16 protein-coding genes and 2 tRNA genes are annotated in these 17379 nt (G+C 66.5%); 12 read left to right on the forward strand and 6 right to left on the reverse strand.

All coding sequences use genetic code 11. The features are described from left to right. Positions 1-17: 17 nt before the first annotated feature. Positions 18-503 (reverse strand): OsmC family protein, encoded by a 486-nt coding sequence (locus tag AC1D0A_RS04480; RefSeq protein WP_243177217.1) that lies wholly within the window; start codon positions 501-503, stop codon positions 18-20. Beyond that, positions 493-2985: an aminopeptidase N gene (gene pepN / locus AC1D0A_RS04485; protein ID WP_476945328.1), complete on the reverse strand. Its 2493-nt coding sequence runs from the start codon at positions 2983-2985 to the stop codon at positions 493-495. Before pepN ends, AC1D0A_RS04480 begins: the two co-directional genes overlap by 11 nt. Before the next feature lie 378 nt (positions 2986-3363). Between pepN and AC1D0A_RS04490 the strand changes: the two genes are divergently transcribed. The 3 genes from AC1D0A_RS04490 (at position 3364) to AC1D0A_RS04500 (ending at position 6002) form a co-directional block, all read left to right on the forward strand. Further along, positions 3364-4365, forward strand: a complete 1002-nt coding sequence (locus AC1D0A_RS04490) for a hypothetical protein (RefSeq protein WP_243177219.1) — start codon at positions 3364-3366, stop codon at positions 4363-4365. 228 nt (positions 4366-4593) lie between these two features. After that, positions 4594-5085: a ribose-5-phosphate isomerase gene (locus tag AC1D0A_RS04495; protein ID WP_028277845.1), complete on the forward strand. Its 492-nt coding sequence runs from the start codon at positions 4594-4596 to the stop codon at positions 5083-5085. Next, positions 5085-6002 (forward strand): Fpg/Nei family DNA glycosylase, encoded by a 918-nt coding sequence (locus tag AC1D0A_RS04500; RefSeq protein WP_476945267.1) that lies wholly within the window; start codon positions 5085-5087, stop codon positions 6000-6002. Before AC1D0A_RS04495 ends, AC1D0A_RS04500 begins: the two co-directional genes overlap by 1 nt. Before the next feature lie 109 nt (positions 6003-6111). On the opposite strand, the gene AC1D0A_RS04505 is transcribed toward AC1D0A_RS04500, so the two are convergent. Then, positions 6112-6182: transfer RNA gene (locus tag AC1D0A_RS04505), tRNA-Gly, on the reverse strand. A 132-nt stretch (positions 6183-6314) separates the two neighbouring features. Between AC1D0A_RS04505 and AC1D0A_RS04510 the strand changes: the two genes are divergently transcribed. The 6 genes from AC1D0A_RS04510 (at position 6315) to AC1D0A_RS04535 (ending at position 11518) form a co-directional block, all read left to right on the forward strand. Next, a tRNA-Pro gene (locus AC1D0A_RS04510) sits at positions 6315-6389 on the forward strand. A gap of 68 nt (positions 6390-6457) precedes the next feature. Then, entirely contained in the window at positions 6458-7852 is a 1395-nt protein-coding gene (gene tig / locus AC1D0A_RS04515; protein ID WP_243177220.1) for a trigger factor, read from the forward strand. 195 nt (positions 7853-8047) lie between these two features. Continuing rightward, on the forward strand, positions 8048-8686 hold the full coding sequence (locus AC1D0A_RS04520) for an ATP-dependent Clp protease proteolytic subunit (RefSeq protein ID WP_243177971.1): 639 nt from the start codon (positions 8048-8050) through the stop codon (positions 8684-8686). A 38-nt stretch (positions 8687-8724) separates the two neighbouring features. Beyond that, complete coding sequence (locus AC1D0A_RS04525; protein WP_026266422.1) at positions 8725-9384, forward strand: ATP-dependent Clp protease proteolytic subunit; 660 nt, start codon at positions 8725-8727, stop codon at positions 9382-9384. Positions 9385-9515: 131 nt separating this feature from the next. After that, positions 9516-10799, forward strand: coding sequence for an ATP-dependent Clp protease ATP-binding subunit ClpX (gene clpX / locus AC1D0A_RS04530; protein ID WP_243177221.1), 1284 nt, complete (start codon positions 9516-9518; stop codon positions 10797-10799). 113 nt (positions 10800-10912) lie between these two features. Further along, positions 10913-11518, forward strand: a complete 606-nt coding sequence (locus tag AC1D0A_RS04535) for a mycothiol-dependent nitroreductase Rv2466c family protein (protein WP_243177972.1) — start codon at positions 10913-10915, stop codon at positions 11516-11518. 509 nt (positions 11519-12027) lie between these two features. Here the strand turns inward: AC1D0A_RS04535 and AC1D0A_RS04540 are convergent. Both AC1D0A_RS04540 and AC1D0A_RS04545 read right to left on the reverse strand, forming a co-directional pair. Continuing rightward, complete coding sequence (locus tag AC1D0A_RS04540; RefSeq protein WP_476945268.1) at positions 12028-12174, reverse strand: hypothetical protein; 147 nt, start codon at positions 12172-12174, stop codon at positions 12028-12030. 1 nt (position 12175) lies between these two features. After that, positions 12176-12649 carry a DUF6325 family protein gene (locus AC1D0A_RS04545; protein WP_243177222.1) on the reverse strand — a complete coding sequence of 158 codons (474 nt, stop codon included), beginning with the start codon at positions 12647-12649 and terminating at the stop codon, positions 12176-12178. Between the two features lie 285 nt (positions 12650-12934). Here AC1D0A_RS04545 and AC1D0A_RS04550 point away from each other — a divergent pair, with 285 nt between their 5' ends. Continuing rightward, positions 12935-13228 carry a putative quinol monooxygenase gene (locus tag AC1D0A_RS04550; protein ID WP_476945269.1) on the forward strand — a complete coding sequence of 98 codons (294 nt, stop codon included), beginning with the start codon at positions 12935-12937 and terminating at the stop codon, positions 13226-13228. Positions 13229-13315: 87 nt separating this feature from the next. Here the strand turns inward: AC1D0A_RS04550 and valS are convergent, their stop codons facing one another. Beyond that, positions 13316-15934 (reverse strand): valine--tRNA ligase, encoded by a 2619-nt coding sequence (gene valS / locus AC1D0A_RS04555; protein ID WP_476945270.1) that lies wholly within the window; start codon positions 15932-15934, stop codon positions 13316-13318. A gap of 106 nt (positions 15935-16040) precedes the next feature. On the opposite strand from valS, the gene AC1D0A_RS04560 reads away from it, so the two are divergent. Both AC1D0A_RS04560 and AC1D0A_RS04565 read left to right on the forward strand, forming a co-directional pair. Beyond that, complete coding sequence (locus AC1D0A_RS04560; RefSeq protein ID WP_243177225.1) at positions 16041-16430, forward strand: DUF488 domain-containing protein; 390 nt, start codon at positions 16041-16043, stop codon at positions 16428-16430. A 27-nt stretch (positions 16431-16457) separates the two neighbouring features. Next, positions 16458-17249 carry an SDR family oxidoreductase gene (locus AC1D0A_RS04565; RefSeq protein WP_243177226.1) on the forward strand — a complete coding sequence of 264 codons (792 nt, stop codon included), beginning with the start codon at positions 16458-16460 and terminating at the stop codon, positions 17247-17249. Positions 17250-17379: the final 130 nt, after the last annotated feature.

Genomic DNA, 17379 nt, shown 5'->3' on the forward strand with positions numbered 1-17379 from the left:
TTCCGCCTGAAAACTATTCAGTCAGCCTGGCCCTCCACCACAGCCGTCGGCTCGTGCAACACCGGGAAATTCACGCTGCGGGCGATGAAACAGACCTTGTTGGCCTCCACGTGGAGTTCCTCAAGGACATCCGGTGCCGCCGCTTCCGCCACCGTCACCCGGGGCCTCAGCGTGACGGATTCGAACTGCCCGCTGCCGTCCCGGTTGGTCCGCATCAGGCCCTCGGCCCGGTCCTCGTAGGCCGTCACCACAACACCGTGCTTCACGGCCACGTGCAGGAAGGAGAGCATGTGGCACTGCGAGAGCGCGGCCAGCAGCAGCTGTTCGGGGTTGTAGCGCTCCCGGTCCCCGTGGAAGGTCGGATCGGCCGAGCCGCGCAGCACCGGCAGCCCGGGGATCTCGACGTCGTGGTCCCGAGAGTAACCGCGGTACGAGGACGTCCCGGCCCCGCGGTTCCCGGTCCAGCGGACGGTCAGCGCATAGTGATGTTCGTCAAGGCTCATGACTCCAGCCTAGAACGACAGAACCCCGGGGGGGCCCCCCGGGGGGGGGGGGGGGGGCCTGCGTGGTCAGCTGGGCCGGGTAGAGCCCGACGACGATCTGCGAGGCCAGCGCGTGGGTGCGGCTTGCCATGATGCCCGGGACGGCCTCGAAGTACTTCTCGGCGTACGGCTCGAGCAGGGACGTGTCCAGGACCCGGGTAAAGCCCGTCACCGCGGAGCCCTGCAGGGCGTTGGACAGATCGCCCTTGACCACAATCGATTCCCAGGCCGCGGCCTTGGCCTCCGGAGTGGGGATGGCGGCCTTGGCCAGGGCCGCCGCGTTCTGGCCGTTGGAGGTGTTGTCGTGCTTCAGTTCCTCGTCGATCCGCTCCTGCCCGGCGCGGCCGCCGGCCACGAGGGAAGCCAGCAGCTCCCACCGCAGGTCCTGGTCCACGCTCAACCCATCGAGGGTGAGTGAGCCGTCCAGCAGCCCGGAGACCGTGTCCAGCTGCCCGGCACTGCGGGCCAGCAGGGCGTAGGACTTCACGAACTGCAGCTGGGCGTCCGAGCCGGCCGGCACCGCCGATGCGAGCTCCCAGAGCTTGTCGGCCGCGGCCACGGCGGTGGCCTCCTGGTGCTCCTCGGCCACGTAGAAGGTCAGCGTGGTGGCCAGCTGCCGGAGCTGGACCAGGATCACGGAGGAATCGGATTCCTCGGCAATGTTGGCGAGGATCAGCTCCACGTACCCGCGGGCCGGGGATTCGCCGTCGCGCGCCGCATCCCAAGCCGAGCCCCAAACGAGCGTGCGGGGGAGGCTCTGGCTGAAGTCCTTCAGGTGCGCCGTTGCGGTGGCGAGGGACTTCGGATCCAGCCGCACCTTGGCGTAGGCGAGGTCGTCGTCGTTGAGCAGGATCAGGTCCGGCTGGGCCAGGCCGGCCAAGGCCGGAACTTCGGTGCGCTCGCCGTCGACGTCGAGCTCCTCGCGGTGCACCCGCTCCAGCTTGCCGGTCCCGTTGAGGTTGTAGAAGCCGACGGCGAGGCGGTGCGGGCGCAGGGTCGGTTCGCTCTCGATCGCCGACTGCACGATGGCGAAGGACTCGATGGTGCCGTCCGCGGACGCCGAGATTTCCGGTGTCAGGGTGTTCACGCCGGCGGTCTCCAGCCAGAGCTGCCCCCACCGTTCCAGGTCGCGGCCGCTGGCCTTCTCGAGTTCGGCCATGAGGTCGCTGAGCTCGGTGTTCTGCCAGGCGTGCTTGCTGAAGTACTCCCGCACCCCGGACATGAATTGCTCCGGGCCCACCCAGGCGACGAGCTGGCGCAGCACCGACGCGCCCTTGGCGTAGGTGATCCCGTCGAAGTTCACCTCGACGTCCTGGAGGTCGTTGATCTCGGCGAAGATCGGGTGCGTGGTAGGCAGCTGGTCCTGCCGGTAGGCCCAGGACTTCTCCACGGACGCGAACGTGGTCCAGGCGTGGCCGAACTCAGTGTTCTCGACGGCGGCCAGGTGGGACATATATTCGGCGAAGGACTCGTTGAGCCAGAGGTCGTTCCACCAGCGCATGGTGACGAGGTCGCCGAACCACATGTGCGCGAGCTCGTGCAGCACGGTGATGGCGCGGCGTTCCACCTGGGCATCGGTGACCTTGCCGCGGAAGACGTAGCCTTCCAGGATGGTGACGGCCCCGGCGTTCTCCATGGCGCCGGCGTTGAACTCCGGCACGAAGAGCTGGTCGTACTTCTCGAACGGGTACGGGCAGCCGAACTGGGCCTCGAAGAACTCGAAGCCCTGCCGGGTGAGCTCGAAGATGTTGTCCGCATCGAGGTACTGCATGAGCGACTTGCGGGCGAAGATGCCCAGCGGGGTGACGTTGCCCGCCGCCGACGTGACCTCGCTGCGCACTGACTGGTACGGCCCGGCGATCAGCGCGGTGACATAGGAGGACAGCCGCGGTGTCGGCGTGAACTCCCAGACAGAGCGGGCGGCCCCATCCGCGCCGGGGATGGTCTCCACCGGCACCGGGGTGGGGGAGTTGGACACGACATCCCAGTGCGAGGGGGCGGTGACGGTGAACGTGAAGCTGGCCTTCAGGTCGGGCTGTTCGAAGACGGCGAACATGCGCCGCGAATCCGGGACCTCGAACTGGGTGTACAGGTAGACCTCGTTGTCCACCGGATCCACGAAGCGGTGCAGGCCTTCACCGGTGTTCATGTACGGGGCTTCGGCGACTACCAGCAGGTCGTTCTCGGCCGCGAGGTCCGGGAGCTGGATCCGGACGCCGTCGGAGACCTCGGCCGGATCCAGTTCGCGGCCGTTGAGGCTGACGCTGTGCACGGCGTGGGTGACGGCGTCGATGAAGGTCGACGAGCCGGGCTTGGCCCGGAACTTCACGGCCGTGGTGGAGCCGAAGACCTTCTCGCCGCGGGTCAGGTCCAGGCTGACCTCGTAGGAATCGACGTCGATCAGGGCGGCGCGCTCGCGGGCTTCGGCGCGGGTCAGGTTCATACCGGGCAAAGGGGCCTCCAGAAGAAGATGGATACTGCCGGCCGGCCGCGGCCGCGGTCGCCGGCGATACTGTGAAATTATTCTTTCACGTTAGCGGCCCTTGGCAAGTTAGCCCGGTCACAACCGGCCCCAAGGCCTCGGCGCCCACTCCACGATTTGCCACGAATGGCCGCTAAGCCGATGCCCTTAGCGGCCATTCGTGTCAGATGGGTGCGGTTGGGGCGGCCACGTTGACGCTGCCCCGGCGATCTCTTCTTGGTCGTGGCGAGGTCCGGGCGCCGGACTACGTGTCTGATCGCACATTTGCTTCCCGTCCACCTCCTGACCTGCGCGCACGTCCCCAGATCCATCAAGGTGCGTCCGGGGTAGCGTTGGAGCATGGGAAAGATCCGTGACTCCGTCGATGCCAGGGCTTTGCGCTTTGCCATCGGTTTCCCCTTGATGCTGGCGGCAGGATTCGTGGTGTGTGCGCTTCTGGTGCGCCCGGATCTGCCCGAGCCGCTGGCCGTCCGCTGGACCGCCGCCGGTGCCGCCGACTTCGCGCCGTTCGTGACAGTCGCGGGAGCCGGAGCCTCGCTGATCGTGGTGATCGGCTGGGCCGTGCTGCTGCAGGCCGTGCCGCTGTCGCGCCCCGCGATGATGCGCCGCATCATGATGGGCGCCGGCCTGTCCATGAGCCTCTTCGTCACCACAGTCCTTGCCGCGGTGCTCGTGGGCCAGCTGGGCCTGCCCGATGCGCGGGGATCCCATGTGGATGTCTCGGTCCTGGCGCTCGGCAGCGGCGCGGCCCTCGGCCTGGGCATCGTGATGGGTTTTGTCTTCAAGGCCGACGAGCGCTGGTCCGTCGATGACGACGTCGCCGTCCGGCAGGCCCTTGAGCGCGAACAGGATCCGGATTTGGCCAGGGACCGGGTCAGCCTCTGGGTCCACGCCCGCAGCTCCATCTTCGTCATGCTCGGCATCGCAACGCTTCTGCCGGCCGCCCTCCTGACCATTGCCGTGCCGTGGCTGTCTGTCCTCCTGGTGGCGGCGGCCCTGGTGGCCGCGGCGTTCCTGGTGGCCCGGATCCGGGTTGACCGCGGCGGCCTCCACGTCTTCGCGGCAGGCTTCGTCCGGGTCATGGAGGTTCCGGCCGCGGCCATCGACGCCGCGACGCCCAGGGACGTCACGGCGGCGGACTATGGCGGGTGGGGCTACCGGACCCATGGCAACACCACCGCGATGCTGGTCAGCAGCGGCCCCGCGGTGGTCATCGACCGCTCGGACGGGCGCCGGCTGGCGGTCAGCGGCGGCAGTGCCACCGCGGCGGACAATATCGCCCAAACGCTGTCCCGGGTGGCGGACAGGGCCCGGCGGAACGGCGGGACCCCCGCCGTCTAGCACCGCGGTGTCGGTCCTCAGTGTCGGTCCTCAGTGTCGGTCCCCGGTGGAGCTATACGGTGGGGCAAGACGGTGGAGTACGACGGCGTGCCGGGCCTGTGTAACACGACCGTCCAGTGAGGGTTCCGGCGGGCTGCAGCACGGTCCCGGGAGGCCCGGCCTAGTACGCTTGGACCAGACCCCACCCGCCCCGGCCGCCGCCCGGCGCCGCAACCGAACGGAACAGCCGTGACCATTTCTGACCTGCCCCGCGTGCACATTGCCACCGACCACGCCGGAATGGAGCTCAGCGCCCACCTGGTCAGCCACCTCAGCGCCAAGGGCTACGAGGTGGTGGACCACGGACCGAAGGTCTACGACGCCCTGGATGACTACCCGTCGTTCTGCATCAACGCCGCCCTCGCCGTCGTCGCGGACCAGGAAGCCGGAACCCGCGCCCTCGGCATCGTCCTCGGCGGCTCGGGCAATGGCGAGCAGATCGCCGCCAACAAGGTCAAGGGCGTCCGGGCCGCGCTGGCCTGGAACCTGTCCACGGCCCAGCTGGCACGTGAGCACAACGACGCCAACGTCGTCGCCGTCGGCGGCCGCCAGCACAGCGTCGACGAGGCCACGGAAATCATCGAGGCGTTCCTGGCCGAACCTTTCAGCAACGATGAGCGCCACGTCCGCCGGATCGGCAAGATCGCCACGTACGAGCGCACCGGCGAGGTCATCGACTAGTGCCGGAGGGGCATTCCGTCCACCGTCTGGCCCGCCAGTTCGGGGACGTCTTCGCGGGGGAGCGGCTCGCGGTCTCCAGTCCGCAGGGCCGGTTTGCCCAGGGCGCTGCGCTGCTGGACGGCCACACCCTCGTCAGTTCCGTGGCGCACGGGAAGCACCTCTTCCTGGAGTTCGGGCACGGGCTTCTCCTGCACGTCCACCTGGGCCTCTATGGCGCCTGGGATTTCGGCGGCGACGCCACCTTCCGCGGCGCCTCCAGCATCGGCGCGCCCCGGAAGGTGGGGGAGCGGGAAGTCTACGACGACGCTGAGGCGGCCGGGCCGGCCTCATATGAGGGCCCGCCCGCGCCGGTCGGTGCCGTCCGCGTCCGGCTCGCCGGCGCGCACGGCTGGGCCGATCTCCGCGGCGCGACCACGTGCGAGGCGATCACGGACGCGGAAGCGGCGGCCGTACTGGCGCGGCTCGGCCCGGACCCGTTGCGGAACCTTCCCGGCGACCGGGACGCCTTCAGCGCCACCGTGGCGGCCAAACGTACACCGCTGGCGGCCCTGCTGATGGACCAAAAGGTGATTGCCGGCGTCGGGAACGTCTACCGGGCCGAACTCCTGTTCAGGCAACGGCTCAACCCCTGGCTGCCCGGCGCCGAACTGACACCGGACGCGGCCCGCCGGCTCTGGGACGACACCGCAGACATGATGACCGACGGCGTCCGGGACGGCCGGATCATCACGACGCCGCCGCAGTACTGGAACGGGGCCGGAGCCGGCGTATCCCGCGGTGTCCTGCCGGCCCCGGAGGAGGCCCACTTCGTCTACCGGCGCCACGGACTCGGCTGCAGGGACTGCGGAACGCCGGTGGCGCTGACCGAGCTCGGCGCCAGGAAGCTCTATTGGTGCCCGGCCTGCCAGCAGGCCTGAGCCGGTACGCCTGCCCTTCCAAAGCCAACCCTTCCAAGCTCCGGCCGCCGGGGCCTGGAGGGAACGAAAAAAGCCCCTCCGGAGAGGGGCTTTTTTCGTCATATTTCTGAGGGGACGACGGGAATCGAACCCGCGTAATCAGTTTGGAAGACTGAGGCTTTACCATTAAGCTACGTCCCCGGGGATCTCACTGGAACTCCAGTAAAACTTCCGGGCGGCTGTTCAAGCCGGATACAACTAAACCCAATTCAAGGCCCCGGTGTCAAATGTGCAAATCGGCACAGTATGACCGTAGACTGTTCTGTGCACTTACGGGGTGTAGCTCAGCTTGGCTAGAGCGCCTGCTTTGGGAGCAGGAAGTCGCAGGTTCAAATCCTGTCACCCCGACTCTGCAAGCACTGCCAGCACGTGGCAATGCAGAACCCCATACCCCCCACACCAGGAGTACTTAGACTGTGAAGAGCGCTGTCGAGAACCTCACCCCCACGCGGGTCAAGCTCAATGTTGAGGTCCCCTTTGAGGAATTGAAGCCCAGCATCGCAGAGGCATACAAGACTGTTGCTTCGCAGATCCAGGTCCCCGGTTTCCGCAAGGGCAAGGTCCCCTCCAAGCTCATTGACCAGCGCGTTGGCCGCGGCTACGTCCTGGAGACGGCCATCAACGAAGGCCTCAACGGCTGGTACCAGGCCGCCGTGCAGGAAACCGGCATCCGCCCCCTGAGCCGTCCCGAGGTCGAGATCACCGAGGTTCCGGACCCGTCCGCCACCGACGGCGAGCTCAAGTTCCACGCCGAGGTTGACATCCGCCCCGAGATCGAACTGCCCGACTACGCAGGCATCAAGGTTGAGGTCGCCGCCGCCGAGTCCTCCGACGCCGACGTCGACAAGGCCCTGGACGAGCTCCGCGGCCGCTTCGGCACGCTGAAGTCCGTGGACCGCCCGGCCGCCGATGGCGACTTCCTGACGATCGACATCGCAGCCTCGATCGACGGCGCCGATGTTGACTCCGCTTCCGGCCTGTCCTACCAGGTTGGCGCCGGCACCATGCTCGAAGGCCTCGACGAGGCCGTCACCGGCCTCAGCGCCGACGAGGACGCCATCTTTGACACCACGCTGGTCGGCGGCGAGCACGCCGGCGAGTCCGCTCAGGTCAAGGTCACCGTCAAGGCCGTCAAGGAGCGCGAGCTCCCCGTCGCCGACGACGACTTCGCCCAACTCGCCAGCGAGTTCGACACCCTCGCGGAACTCCGTGAGGACCTGGCCAAGCAGGCCGCCGAGTCCAAGGTTGTTGACCAGGGCGTCGAGGCCCGCGACAAGGTCCTGGACAAGCTCGTTGAGCTCGTCGAGGTTCCCGTCCCGGCGTCGATCGTCGAAGAGCAGCTCGAGCAGCACTTCAACGCCGAAAACGCCCACGGTGAAGGCGAGCACGACACCGAGGAGCACCGCGCCGAGGTCAAGGCCAACACCGAGCGCGCCTTCCAGAACGAGATCATCCTCGACGCCATCGCGGAGAAGGAAGAAGTCAACGTCAGCCAGAACGAGCTGATCGACTACATCGTCACCACCGCCAGCCAGTACGGCATGGACCCGAACCAGTTCGCCCAGATCATCGATCAGAGCGGCCAGGTGCCCATGATGGTTTCCGAGGTCCGCCGCCGCAAGGCACTGGCCGTCGTGCTGGGCCAGGCCGAGGTCACCGACTCCGAGGGCAACAAGGTTGACCTGAGCGACTTCGTCCGCCCCGGTGACGAAGCCGCCCCGGCCGCCGAGACCGTTGAGGACGAAGCAGCTTCGGCAGAAGCCACCACCGAGGCCACGCCGAGTGATGACCCCGCAGCAGTGAAGTTCTAGCAGTCACTGAGACGTAGAACAGTCGGCCCCCGGATCACCGATCCGGGGGCTCAGCGAACAGCCCGGCACCAGCGAACAAAGCGGGCGTGAAAACGGTTAGTGTCGCTGTAGGAAAGTTCAGTGATGTCGTCCAGTGGCGTCACCGTCGCCAGCGAGAGGTAAGTACATATGTCACAGCAAGCAGGGGCACCCCGGATGGCCACGGTCGATCCGGCAGCCCAGGATAACTACATTTACAACCGCCTGCTGAAAGAGCGCATCATCTGGCTCGGCTCCGAGGTCCGCGACGATAACGCCAACGCGATCTGCTCCCAGCTGCTGCTGCTCTCGGCGGAGAATCCTGAAAGGGACATCTACCTTTACATCAACTCACCCGGCGGCTCCGTCACCGCCGGCATGGCCATCTACGACACCATGCAGTTCATCCCGAACGATGTTGTCACGGTTGCCACCGGCCTCGCCGCGTCCATGGGCCAGTTCCTGCTCTCCTCCGGCACCAAGGGCAAGCGCTACGCCACCCCCAACGCCCGCATCCTCATGCACCAGCCCTCCGGCGGCATCGGCGGCACGGCGTCGGACATTAAGATCCAGGCCGAGCTGATCCTGCACATGAAGAAGGTCATGGCCGAGCTGACCGCCGACCAGACCGGCCAGAGTGTGGACACCATCCTCAAGGACAACGACCGCGACAAGTGGTTCACGGCCCCGGAAGCCCTCGACTACGGCTTCTTCGACAAGATCGCCGCACACGCCGGATCCGTGGCAGGCGGCGGCGGAACCAACGCCAACGGCTCCGGAAACAGCGGCGGCGCTGCGACAGCCACCGAGAACTGACCGGCAGGTAGACAGCAATGAATTCAGGAGCAATGAACATGAACTACAACTTCGGTTCGACTGCCGGCAACCTGCCGAGCAGCCGCTACGTGCTGCCCCAGTTCGAAGAGCGCACCCCCTACGGCTTCAAGCGCCAGGACCCGTACACCAAGCTGTTCGAGGACCGCATCATCTTCCTCGGCGTCCAGGTCGACGACGCCTCGGCCGATGACGTCATGGCCCAGCTGCTGGTGCTCGAGTCCACCGACCCGGACCGCGACATCACGCTCTACATCAACTCGCCTGGCGGTTCCTTCACCGCCATGACCGCGATCTACGACACCATGACGTACATCCGGCCCGAGATCCAGACCGTCTGCCTCGGCCAGGCGGCCAGCGCCGCCGCCGTGCTGCTCGCGGCCGGCACGCCGGGCAAGCGGCTCGCGCTGCCGAACGCCCGCGTACTGATCCACCAGCCTTCGCTGTCCGGCGGACAGGGCGGGCAGGCCTCGGACCTCGAGATCCAGGCCGCCGAGGTCATGCGCATGCGCTCCTGGCTCGAGGACACGCTGGCCAAGCACTCCGGCCGGACGCCGGAGCAGGTCAACAACGACATCGAGCGGGACAAGATCCTCACGGCCGCCGAGGCCATGCAGTACGGCCTCATTGACCAGGTCCTCGATTCCCGCAAGATCAAGCCCCAGGCAATCGCGCGCTAATCAGCATTCCGCGGCGCCGGTGCGGCATTTTTACTTGGCCGCACCGGCGTCCGCTTTCCACCCAACGGGCCCAAAGTGACCTAGAGTGGAACATGTCACAGCCAGCAGCAAGCTACTAAAGGGGTTCACACATGGCTCGGATTGGCGAGAGCACAGATCTGCTGAAGTGTTCTTTCTGCGGAAAGAGCCAGAAGCAGGTCCGCAAGCTCATTGCCGGGCCCGGCGTCTACATCTGCGACGAGTGCATCGAACTCTGCAACGAGATCATCGAAGAGGAACTCGCGGAAGTAGCTGACCTGGGCAGTTTCGAGTTGCCCAAGCCCCGCGAAATCTTTGATTTCCTGCAGGAATACGTGATTGGCCAGGAACCCGCCAAGCGTTCGCTCGCCGTCGCCGTGTACAACCACTACAAGCGGATCCAGGCCGGCCACGCGCCGAAGAGCGGCAGCCTCGCCGACGGCGTTCACCACGACGACGTCGAGATCGCCAAGTCCAACATCCTGCTGATCGGACCCACCGGCTGCGGCAAGACCTATCTGGCCCAAACCCTCGCCCGCCGCCTCAACGTCCCGTTTGCCGTCGCCGACGCCACGGCCCTGACCGAGGCCGGCTACGTCGGTGAGGACGTTGAGAACATCCTCCTCAAACTTATCCAGGCCGCCGACTATGACGTCAAAAAGGCTGAGCAGGGCATCATCTACATCGATGAGATCGACAAGATCTCACGCAAGAGCGAAAATCCGTCCATTACCCGGGACGTTTCGGGGGAGGGCGTGCAGCAGGCGCTCCTGAAAATCCTCGAGGGCACTGTGGCCTCGGTACCGCCGCAGGGCGGACGCAAGCACCCGCACCAGGAATTCATTCAGATCGACACCACCAACGTGCTCTTCATCGTGGCCGGCGCCTTCGCGGGGCTCGAGGATATCATCGGTTCGCGGTCCGGGCGCAAGGGCATCGGATTCGGTGCCCCGCTCAACGAGGTCAAGAACACCACGGATTCCTACGGCGAGGTCATGCCGGAGGACCTGCTCAAGTTCGGGCTGATCCCGGAGTTCATCGGCCGGTTGCCCGTCATCACCACCGTCTCCAACCTGGACCGCGCCGCGCTCATCCAGATCCTCTCGACGCCGAAAAATGCCCTCGTCAAGCAGTACCAGAAGATGTTCCAGCTCGACGGCGTCGAGCTCATCTTCGAGGACGAGGCCCTCAACACCATTGCCGACCAGGCGCTGGAGCGCGGCACCGGGGCCCGTGGGCTGCGCGCCATCATGGAGGAAGTCCTGCTCCCGGTCATGTTCGACCTCCCCAGCCGCGACGACGTCGCCAGCGTCGTGATCACCGAAGAGGTCGTGACCAAGAAGGCAGCGCCCACGATGATCGCCCACGACGAGGTCAAACGGCGCAAGTCCGCCTGATCCGGAATATTATCGCGGCCAAGGTCGCTGTAATCTTTAGCGCGCCGTGTGCGTGATCCGCCACGGCGCTTTCCCCGCAGACTTCCCTAAGGAGAACACCTGTGTCTGAAACCATGACCAACAAAGCCGACTTCTGGTTCGACCCGATGTGCCCCTTCGCGTGGGTCACCTCCCGCTGGATCGGCGAAGTCGAAGAAGTCCGCGACATCAAGACCGAGTGGCATGTCATGAGCCTCGCCGTGCTCAATGAGGGCCGCGAGGAACTGCCCGAGCAGTACCGCGAGTTCCTGAAGAAGGCGTGGGCTCCGGTCCGCGTCATCACCGCCGCCGCTGAACAGCACGGTGCCGAATACATCAAGGCGCTCTATGACTCCATGGGCACCAAGATCCACAACGAAGGCATCAAGGACATTGACGAGGTCATCGCCAAGTCGCTGGCCGAGGCCGGACTGCCGGCCGAGCTTGCGGGCGCGGGCCAGAGCGACGAATTTGATGCAAAGCTGCGCGCCAGCCACGAGGCAGGCATCTCGCTGGTCGGTCAGGACGTGGGCACACCCGTCGTCGCCTTCAACGGCACGGCCTTCTTCGGCCCGGTTCTGACGCGCATCCCGCGCGGCGAGGAGGCAGGACAGATCTGGGACGCCACGGTGACCCTGGCATCCTTCCCGTACTTCTTCGAAATCAAGCGCAGCCGTACCGAAAGCCCGGTCTTTAACTAGGCCTGAACACGCCGGGCCGGGCCGCTGCCCGGCCTCCCGGGAGCCCCGGCAGAACTACTCTGTTGTAGTTCTGCCGGGGCTCTTGTGCACAGCAGGCCGGGGGACAACAATAGAACTTACCCACTTCGAAAGAAGAGGGACGCAGGAACCAAAGATTCAGTGACACTCATCCGACGCAGCCTTCGGCAAAGTCAGATGATGGCTACCAGTGACGAGGTAGGAAGACCTGAAAGTCTAAGGATCCCGCCAGATTGTCTAAGACGTCACGTGACAATCGAAAAGTCGAAGCCCCACCAACCGCTAAACGCTGATGGGGCTTCCCCTTTGCCCAAAAACACCTTGCCCAAAAAACAGTGGGCCCAAAGCAGTGTGCCCAAATTCGTCAGATCGCCGTCCAAGGACGCTTCCCCGGGTGCAGAGTGGGCATTGTGCAGGTGCGCACGACCCGGGGCGGGTCATGCGCACCTGAGGGTGCCAGGGGACTGGCTCCGTGGTGTCAGCCACGGGTGTCAGTCGCGGCGGTCTTCCCGGCGGTCGTCGCGGTCGTCACGGCGGTCTTCCCTCCGGTCGCCGCGACGGTTGATCCCGTGGGCGACGACAACGGCCCCGCCGACGGCGGCTGCGGTCCTGCGTCTGCGTCGTGCTGCCAGTGGCATGTCAGGCTCCTTCTATCGCTTCTTCAGGGGACTGGTCTTCGGCATCGGCCTGGAAGGCGGCGATGACGGCCTGGGTCGGGATCCGGCCGCTGGCCACGAGTTGGCCGCCGGCCTTGCGGACTGCCGTGCCGAACGGGGCCGCCCACAGGTTCTCCCAGACGAGCACCGCGGCGGAGTGGCCGGGCGCGATCGTCTCGGCCAGGTCCATGACATCCTGCTCAGAGAGCACCATGGCCAGGTCGGCCTCGGCCGTGCGCACCTCGCCGAGCTCGCTCGGGTCGAGGTCGGAGATCTCCGCCGTCTCGAGTGTGCCGTCCTCCATCTTCCTCAGGAACACCATGTCGAGCACCCTGACGAGGTCACGCTGGACCAGGTCCTCCAGGAACGGGGCGATCTGGCCCTTGCCGAAATCGGGTCCGGGGAATTCAACGACGATCCAGTCGACCGGCCCCAGTTCATCGAGTGTCTCAGTCATGCGTATGACCTCCGCTTCTTCTTGGGGTTCAAGGCGATCCGACGGACCGCTGCATCTTCATTCTGTGCCCCCGGTGAGGTGCGGCGCCTCACCCGTGCCGGGTGACCTCACGCCTCAGCGGTAGGACTTGCTTGTGCAGCCCCGGGTTCCGGGCGAAGGAACAAGCCCGGCGGCCCGGCTGTTGCTTCCAATGACGGGGCAGCGGTCCCCGTGCCGTGATCTCCGGGCAACCCGCCCGGTTGTACCCGGTTTTTTCCTGTGCCCACCTGCGAACATTGGAGCGCCATGCCCGTTACAGCCCATCTTGACTTGAACCTCAAAGCCGAAGCCCTGCCCACGGCGCCCGCGGTGCTCCGCGATATTCTCTCCGATACGCGCGCCTTTGACGGCTGCCTCGGGGTCGACGTGCTGGTCGACAGCGAGGATCCGGCGCATTTTCTCGTGGTCGAACAGTGGATATCGATGGAACACGACGCCGCCTATCGCGCCTGGCGCGCAGGCGACGGCGCGAGCGGGCTGGCAGAACTCCTGGCCGCCCCGCCGGTGCTGACGCACTTCGAGACGTCCTTCGCGGTCTGAGCCTCCCCGCGACGCCGAAGGGGCTCCGCGGATCAGAATTGCTTCTGAACCGGACCGAGGGCCCCTTCGTGTTGTTTCCGCCGGAGACTACGCTTGGACGGGCGGCTCGGCCGGTGCCAGCACGACGTCGCTGACGGCCAGTTCACCCTCGCCGGCGACAAGCGCCAGTTCACGGGCGTTGGCCGCGGCCTTGAGGTCGGCGAGGCCGGCCTTGAGCTGGGTCGTGAGGGACTCCGAGGCGGTGATCGTCGCGGACAGCACCTCGGTGCGCTGTTTGACCTTGGCCTCGGACTTGGCCTTGCGGATGCCGCTGAGCGCGGTGCCTACCGTGGCCAGGAGGGTCGTGTCGCCGTCGACCGCGATGGCGGAGGGCCACTGGGCGCGGTGCACGGAACCGGTGCGCCACCAGCTCCAGACTTCCTCCGTGGCGAATGGCAGGAACGGCGCGAAGAGCCGCAGGAGGGTGTCCAGGCTCGTCGCGAGGGCGGCCAGCACGGACGCCTGCTGCTCCTCGCCGGCCGCACCATAGGCACGGTCCTTGATGAGCTCCACGTAGTCGTCGGTGAAGTTCCAGAAGAAGCTCTCGGTGATCTGCAGCGCCCGGGCGTAGTCGTAGCCCTCGAATGCCTTGGTCGCCTGCTCGACGACGTCGGCGAGCTGGGCCAGGACGGCCCGGTCCAGCGGGTTGCTCAGCACGGACAGGTCGTCGGAGACGACCGAGTCCTCGGTGGCGCCCAGGTTCAGGACGAACTTGGAGGCGTTGAGCAGCTTGATGGCCAGGCGGCGGCCGATCTTCATCTGCGCGATCTCGTAGGCGGTGTCCGCGCCGAGCTTGGCCGAGGCAGCCCAGTAGCGCACCGCGTCGGAGCCGTACTCCTCCAGCACATCCGTGGGCACAATGACGTTGCCCTTGGACTTGGACATCTTCTTCCGGTCCGGGTCCAGGATCCAGCCGGAGATGGCTGCATGCTTCCACGGTGCGGTCTTCTGCAGCGCGTCGGCGCGGACGGCGGAGGAGAACAGCCAGGTCCGGATGATGTCATGGCCCTGCGGGCGCACGTCGAAGGGGTAGACCTTGGCGAAGAGCGCCTCGTCGGTGCTCCAGCCGCCCACAATCTGGGGGGTCAGGGAGGACGTGGCCCAGGTGTCGAGGACGTCCGCGTCGCCGGTGAAACCGCCGGGCACGTCGCGCTGGGCTTCCTCGTAGCCGGGGGCCGCATCCGCCGCGGGGTCCACGGGCAGCTGCGCGTCCGACGGGACGATCGGCGCGTCGTATTCGGGGTTGCCGTCGGCATCCAGGGGGTACCAGACCGGTACCGGCACGCCGAAGAAGCGCTGGCGGGACACGAGCCAGTCGCCGTTGAGCCCCGAAATCCAGTTCTCGTAGCGGGAGCGCATGAACGCCGGGTGGAACTCGATCTCGTTGCCGCGGCCGATCAGCCGTTCGCGCCGGTCCTCGTCGCGGCCGCCGTTGCGGATGTACCACTGGCGCGAGGTGACCACCTCAAGGGGCTTGTCCCCCTTTTCGAAGAAGTTCACCGGGTGCATGATCTTCTTGGGCTCGCCGTCGAGCAGTTCCGCGCCGGCCAGGAGCTCCACCACGGACTCCTTGGCGCTGAATACCGTCTTGCCGGAGATGGCCGCGAAGTTGGCGCGGCCTTCTTCGGTGGTGATCCACTCCGGGGTCTCGCCGATGATGCGGCCGTCGCGGCCCACGATCGCGCGGGTGGGCAGCTGCAGCTCGCGCCACCATGTGACGTCGGTGAGGTCGCCGAAGGTGCAGACCATGGCGACGCCGGAGCCCTTGTCCGCCTTGGCCAGCGGGTGGGCCTTGACCTCTACCTCGACACCGAACAGGGGAGAGGTGACCTTCTTGCCGAACAGCGCCTTGTAGCGCTCGTCGTCGGGGTTCGCCACGAGCGCGGCGCAGGCGGCCAGCAGCTCGGGGCGGGTGGTCTCGATGAAGATCTTTTCGCCGTCTTCGGTGAAGAAGGGGTAGCGGTAGTAGGCGCCAGCGACCTCGCGGTCTTCGAGCTCGGCCTGGGCCACGGCGGTGCGGAACGTGACATCCCACAGGGTGGGGGCCTCGGCCATGTACGCGTCGCCTGCTGCCAGGTTGGCCAGGAAGGCCCGCTGCGAGATGGCGCGGGACTTGTCATCGATCGTCCGGTAGGTCAGGTCCCAGTCCACGGACAGGCCCAGGGTCTGGAAGAGGTGCTCGAAGACCTTCTCGTCCTCGACCGCGAGCTCCTCGCACAGCTCGATGAAATTCTTGCGGGAGATGACGTCAAAGTCGCGCTGGTTCTTGGCGGGCTCGGCCGGGGGACGGTAGCCGGCATCGTAGGTAATCGCGGGATCGCAGCGCACGCCGTAGTAGTTCTGCACGCGGCGCTCGGTGGGCAGGCCGTTGTCGTCCCATCCCATGGGGTAGAAGACGTTCTTGCCGGTCATACGCTGGTAGCGCGCCAGGACGTCGGTCTGCGTGTAGGAGAACATGTGTCCGACGTGGAGGGATCCCGACGCCGTGGGCGGGGGAGTGTCGATCGAGTAGACCTGCTCCCGGGTGGTGTCCGGGTTGAACTTGTAGGTCCCTTCGTCAAGCCAGCGCCGCGTGAGCGCTTCTTCCAGCCCCTCCAGGGCGGGCTTGTCCGGAACGTTGATGGGGGCGGTGGTGGGCGTGTCTGTACCCTGATTGTCTTCAGCCATGGGCCAATTCTTCCACTAACTCCCATTCCCTGATGTACGGGATGCGGCCGGCGGCGGGTTCGCCGGGTGTGGGAGCCGCCCAAGTAACGTGAAGTAGCATGCGCAGATGGGCAATTCTCAGCGCAATTCTGCCGGAACCTTTGCGGTCAAACGCATCTATGAGGACCCTTCCGACGACGACGGCTGCCGGGTCCTGGTGGACCGGCTCTGGCCGCGCGGAGTCAGCAAGGAACGGGCCCAACTGGAGCTCTGGCTCAAGGACGTGGCGCCCTCCCCGCCGCTGCGCAAGGAATTCGGCCATATGCAGGAACGGTTCGCGGACTTCCGGGCGGCCTACGAAGCCGAGCTCGAGGGCAACCCGGCCGTGCAGACACTCCGGGACCTCGCGGCGGAGCACGGGAAAGTGACGCTGCTCTTCGGCGCCCGGGACCCGGAGACCAACCATGCCCGGGTGCTGCAGGAGTTCCTCGAGCGGGGCAGCAACAGCAGGAAATGAGCCCGGCATTGCCGTTACTGTGGTGCCATGACTGAGGGAATCGACAACAACACACAAGAATTCACTGCAGCAGGAGCCAAAGCAGCAGTAGTCACCGGCGCCAGCACCGGAATCGGCGAGGCCACCGTGCGTGCGCTCCGCAAGGAAGGCTGGACCGTGTTCGCCGTCGCCCGCCGTGCCGACCGGCTCGAAGCGCTCGCCGCCGAAACCGGCGCCGTCGCCCTTCCCGCCGATGTGACCGATGAAGCCGATGTGGCCCGGCTGCTCGATGAGGTGACCCGCGCCGGCGGCATCGACACGCTGATCAACATCGCCGGTGGTGCCCGCGGCGCCGACAAGGTCGCCGGGGCCAAGACCGAGGACTGGGAATGGATGTTCCAGGTCAACGTGCTGGGCAGCATGAAGCTGATCCGCGCGTTCCTGCCCATGCTGCGTGCCTGCGGCGAGGGCACCGTGCTGAACCTGACCTCCACCGCAGGGCTCTCGGCCTATGAGGGCGGCGGCGGCTACAACGCGGCCAAGTTCGCCCAGCACGCCCTGACCGGCGCCCTGCGGCTCGAAGAGGCCGAGCACAACCTCCGCGTGATCGAGGTGGCCCCCGGGCTGGTGCAGACCGAGGAATTCGCCCTGAACCGCCTCGGCGACCAGGACGCGGCGGCCAAGGTGTACCAGGGAGTCGAGAAGCCACTGACCGCCGAGGACGTGGCCGACGTGGTCCGCTACGCCGTCGTCGCGCCGCACCACATCAACCTGGACCAGATCGTGATCCGCCCGGTGGCGCAGGCGGCCAACTACAAGCTGATCCGCAAGAACCAGTAGGGCGGGCCAGGAGCGGGGCCAAGGGCGGGGCCAGGGGCCGGGACGTCCGGTGGCGACACCGGACGTTCACCCTGGCGTGGTGCGGTGGTCAGGCTGCGCTGGTCCGGAGTTGGCCGCGGCGGGGCAAGGT

The organism is Arthrobacter sp. P1_D4, assembly GCF_056406115.1.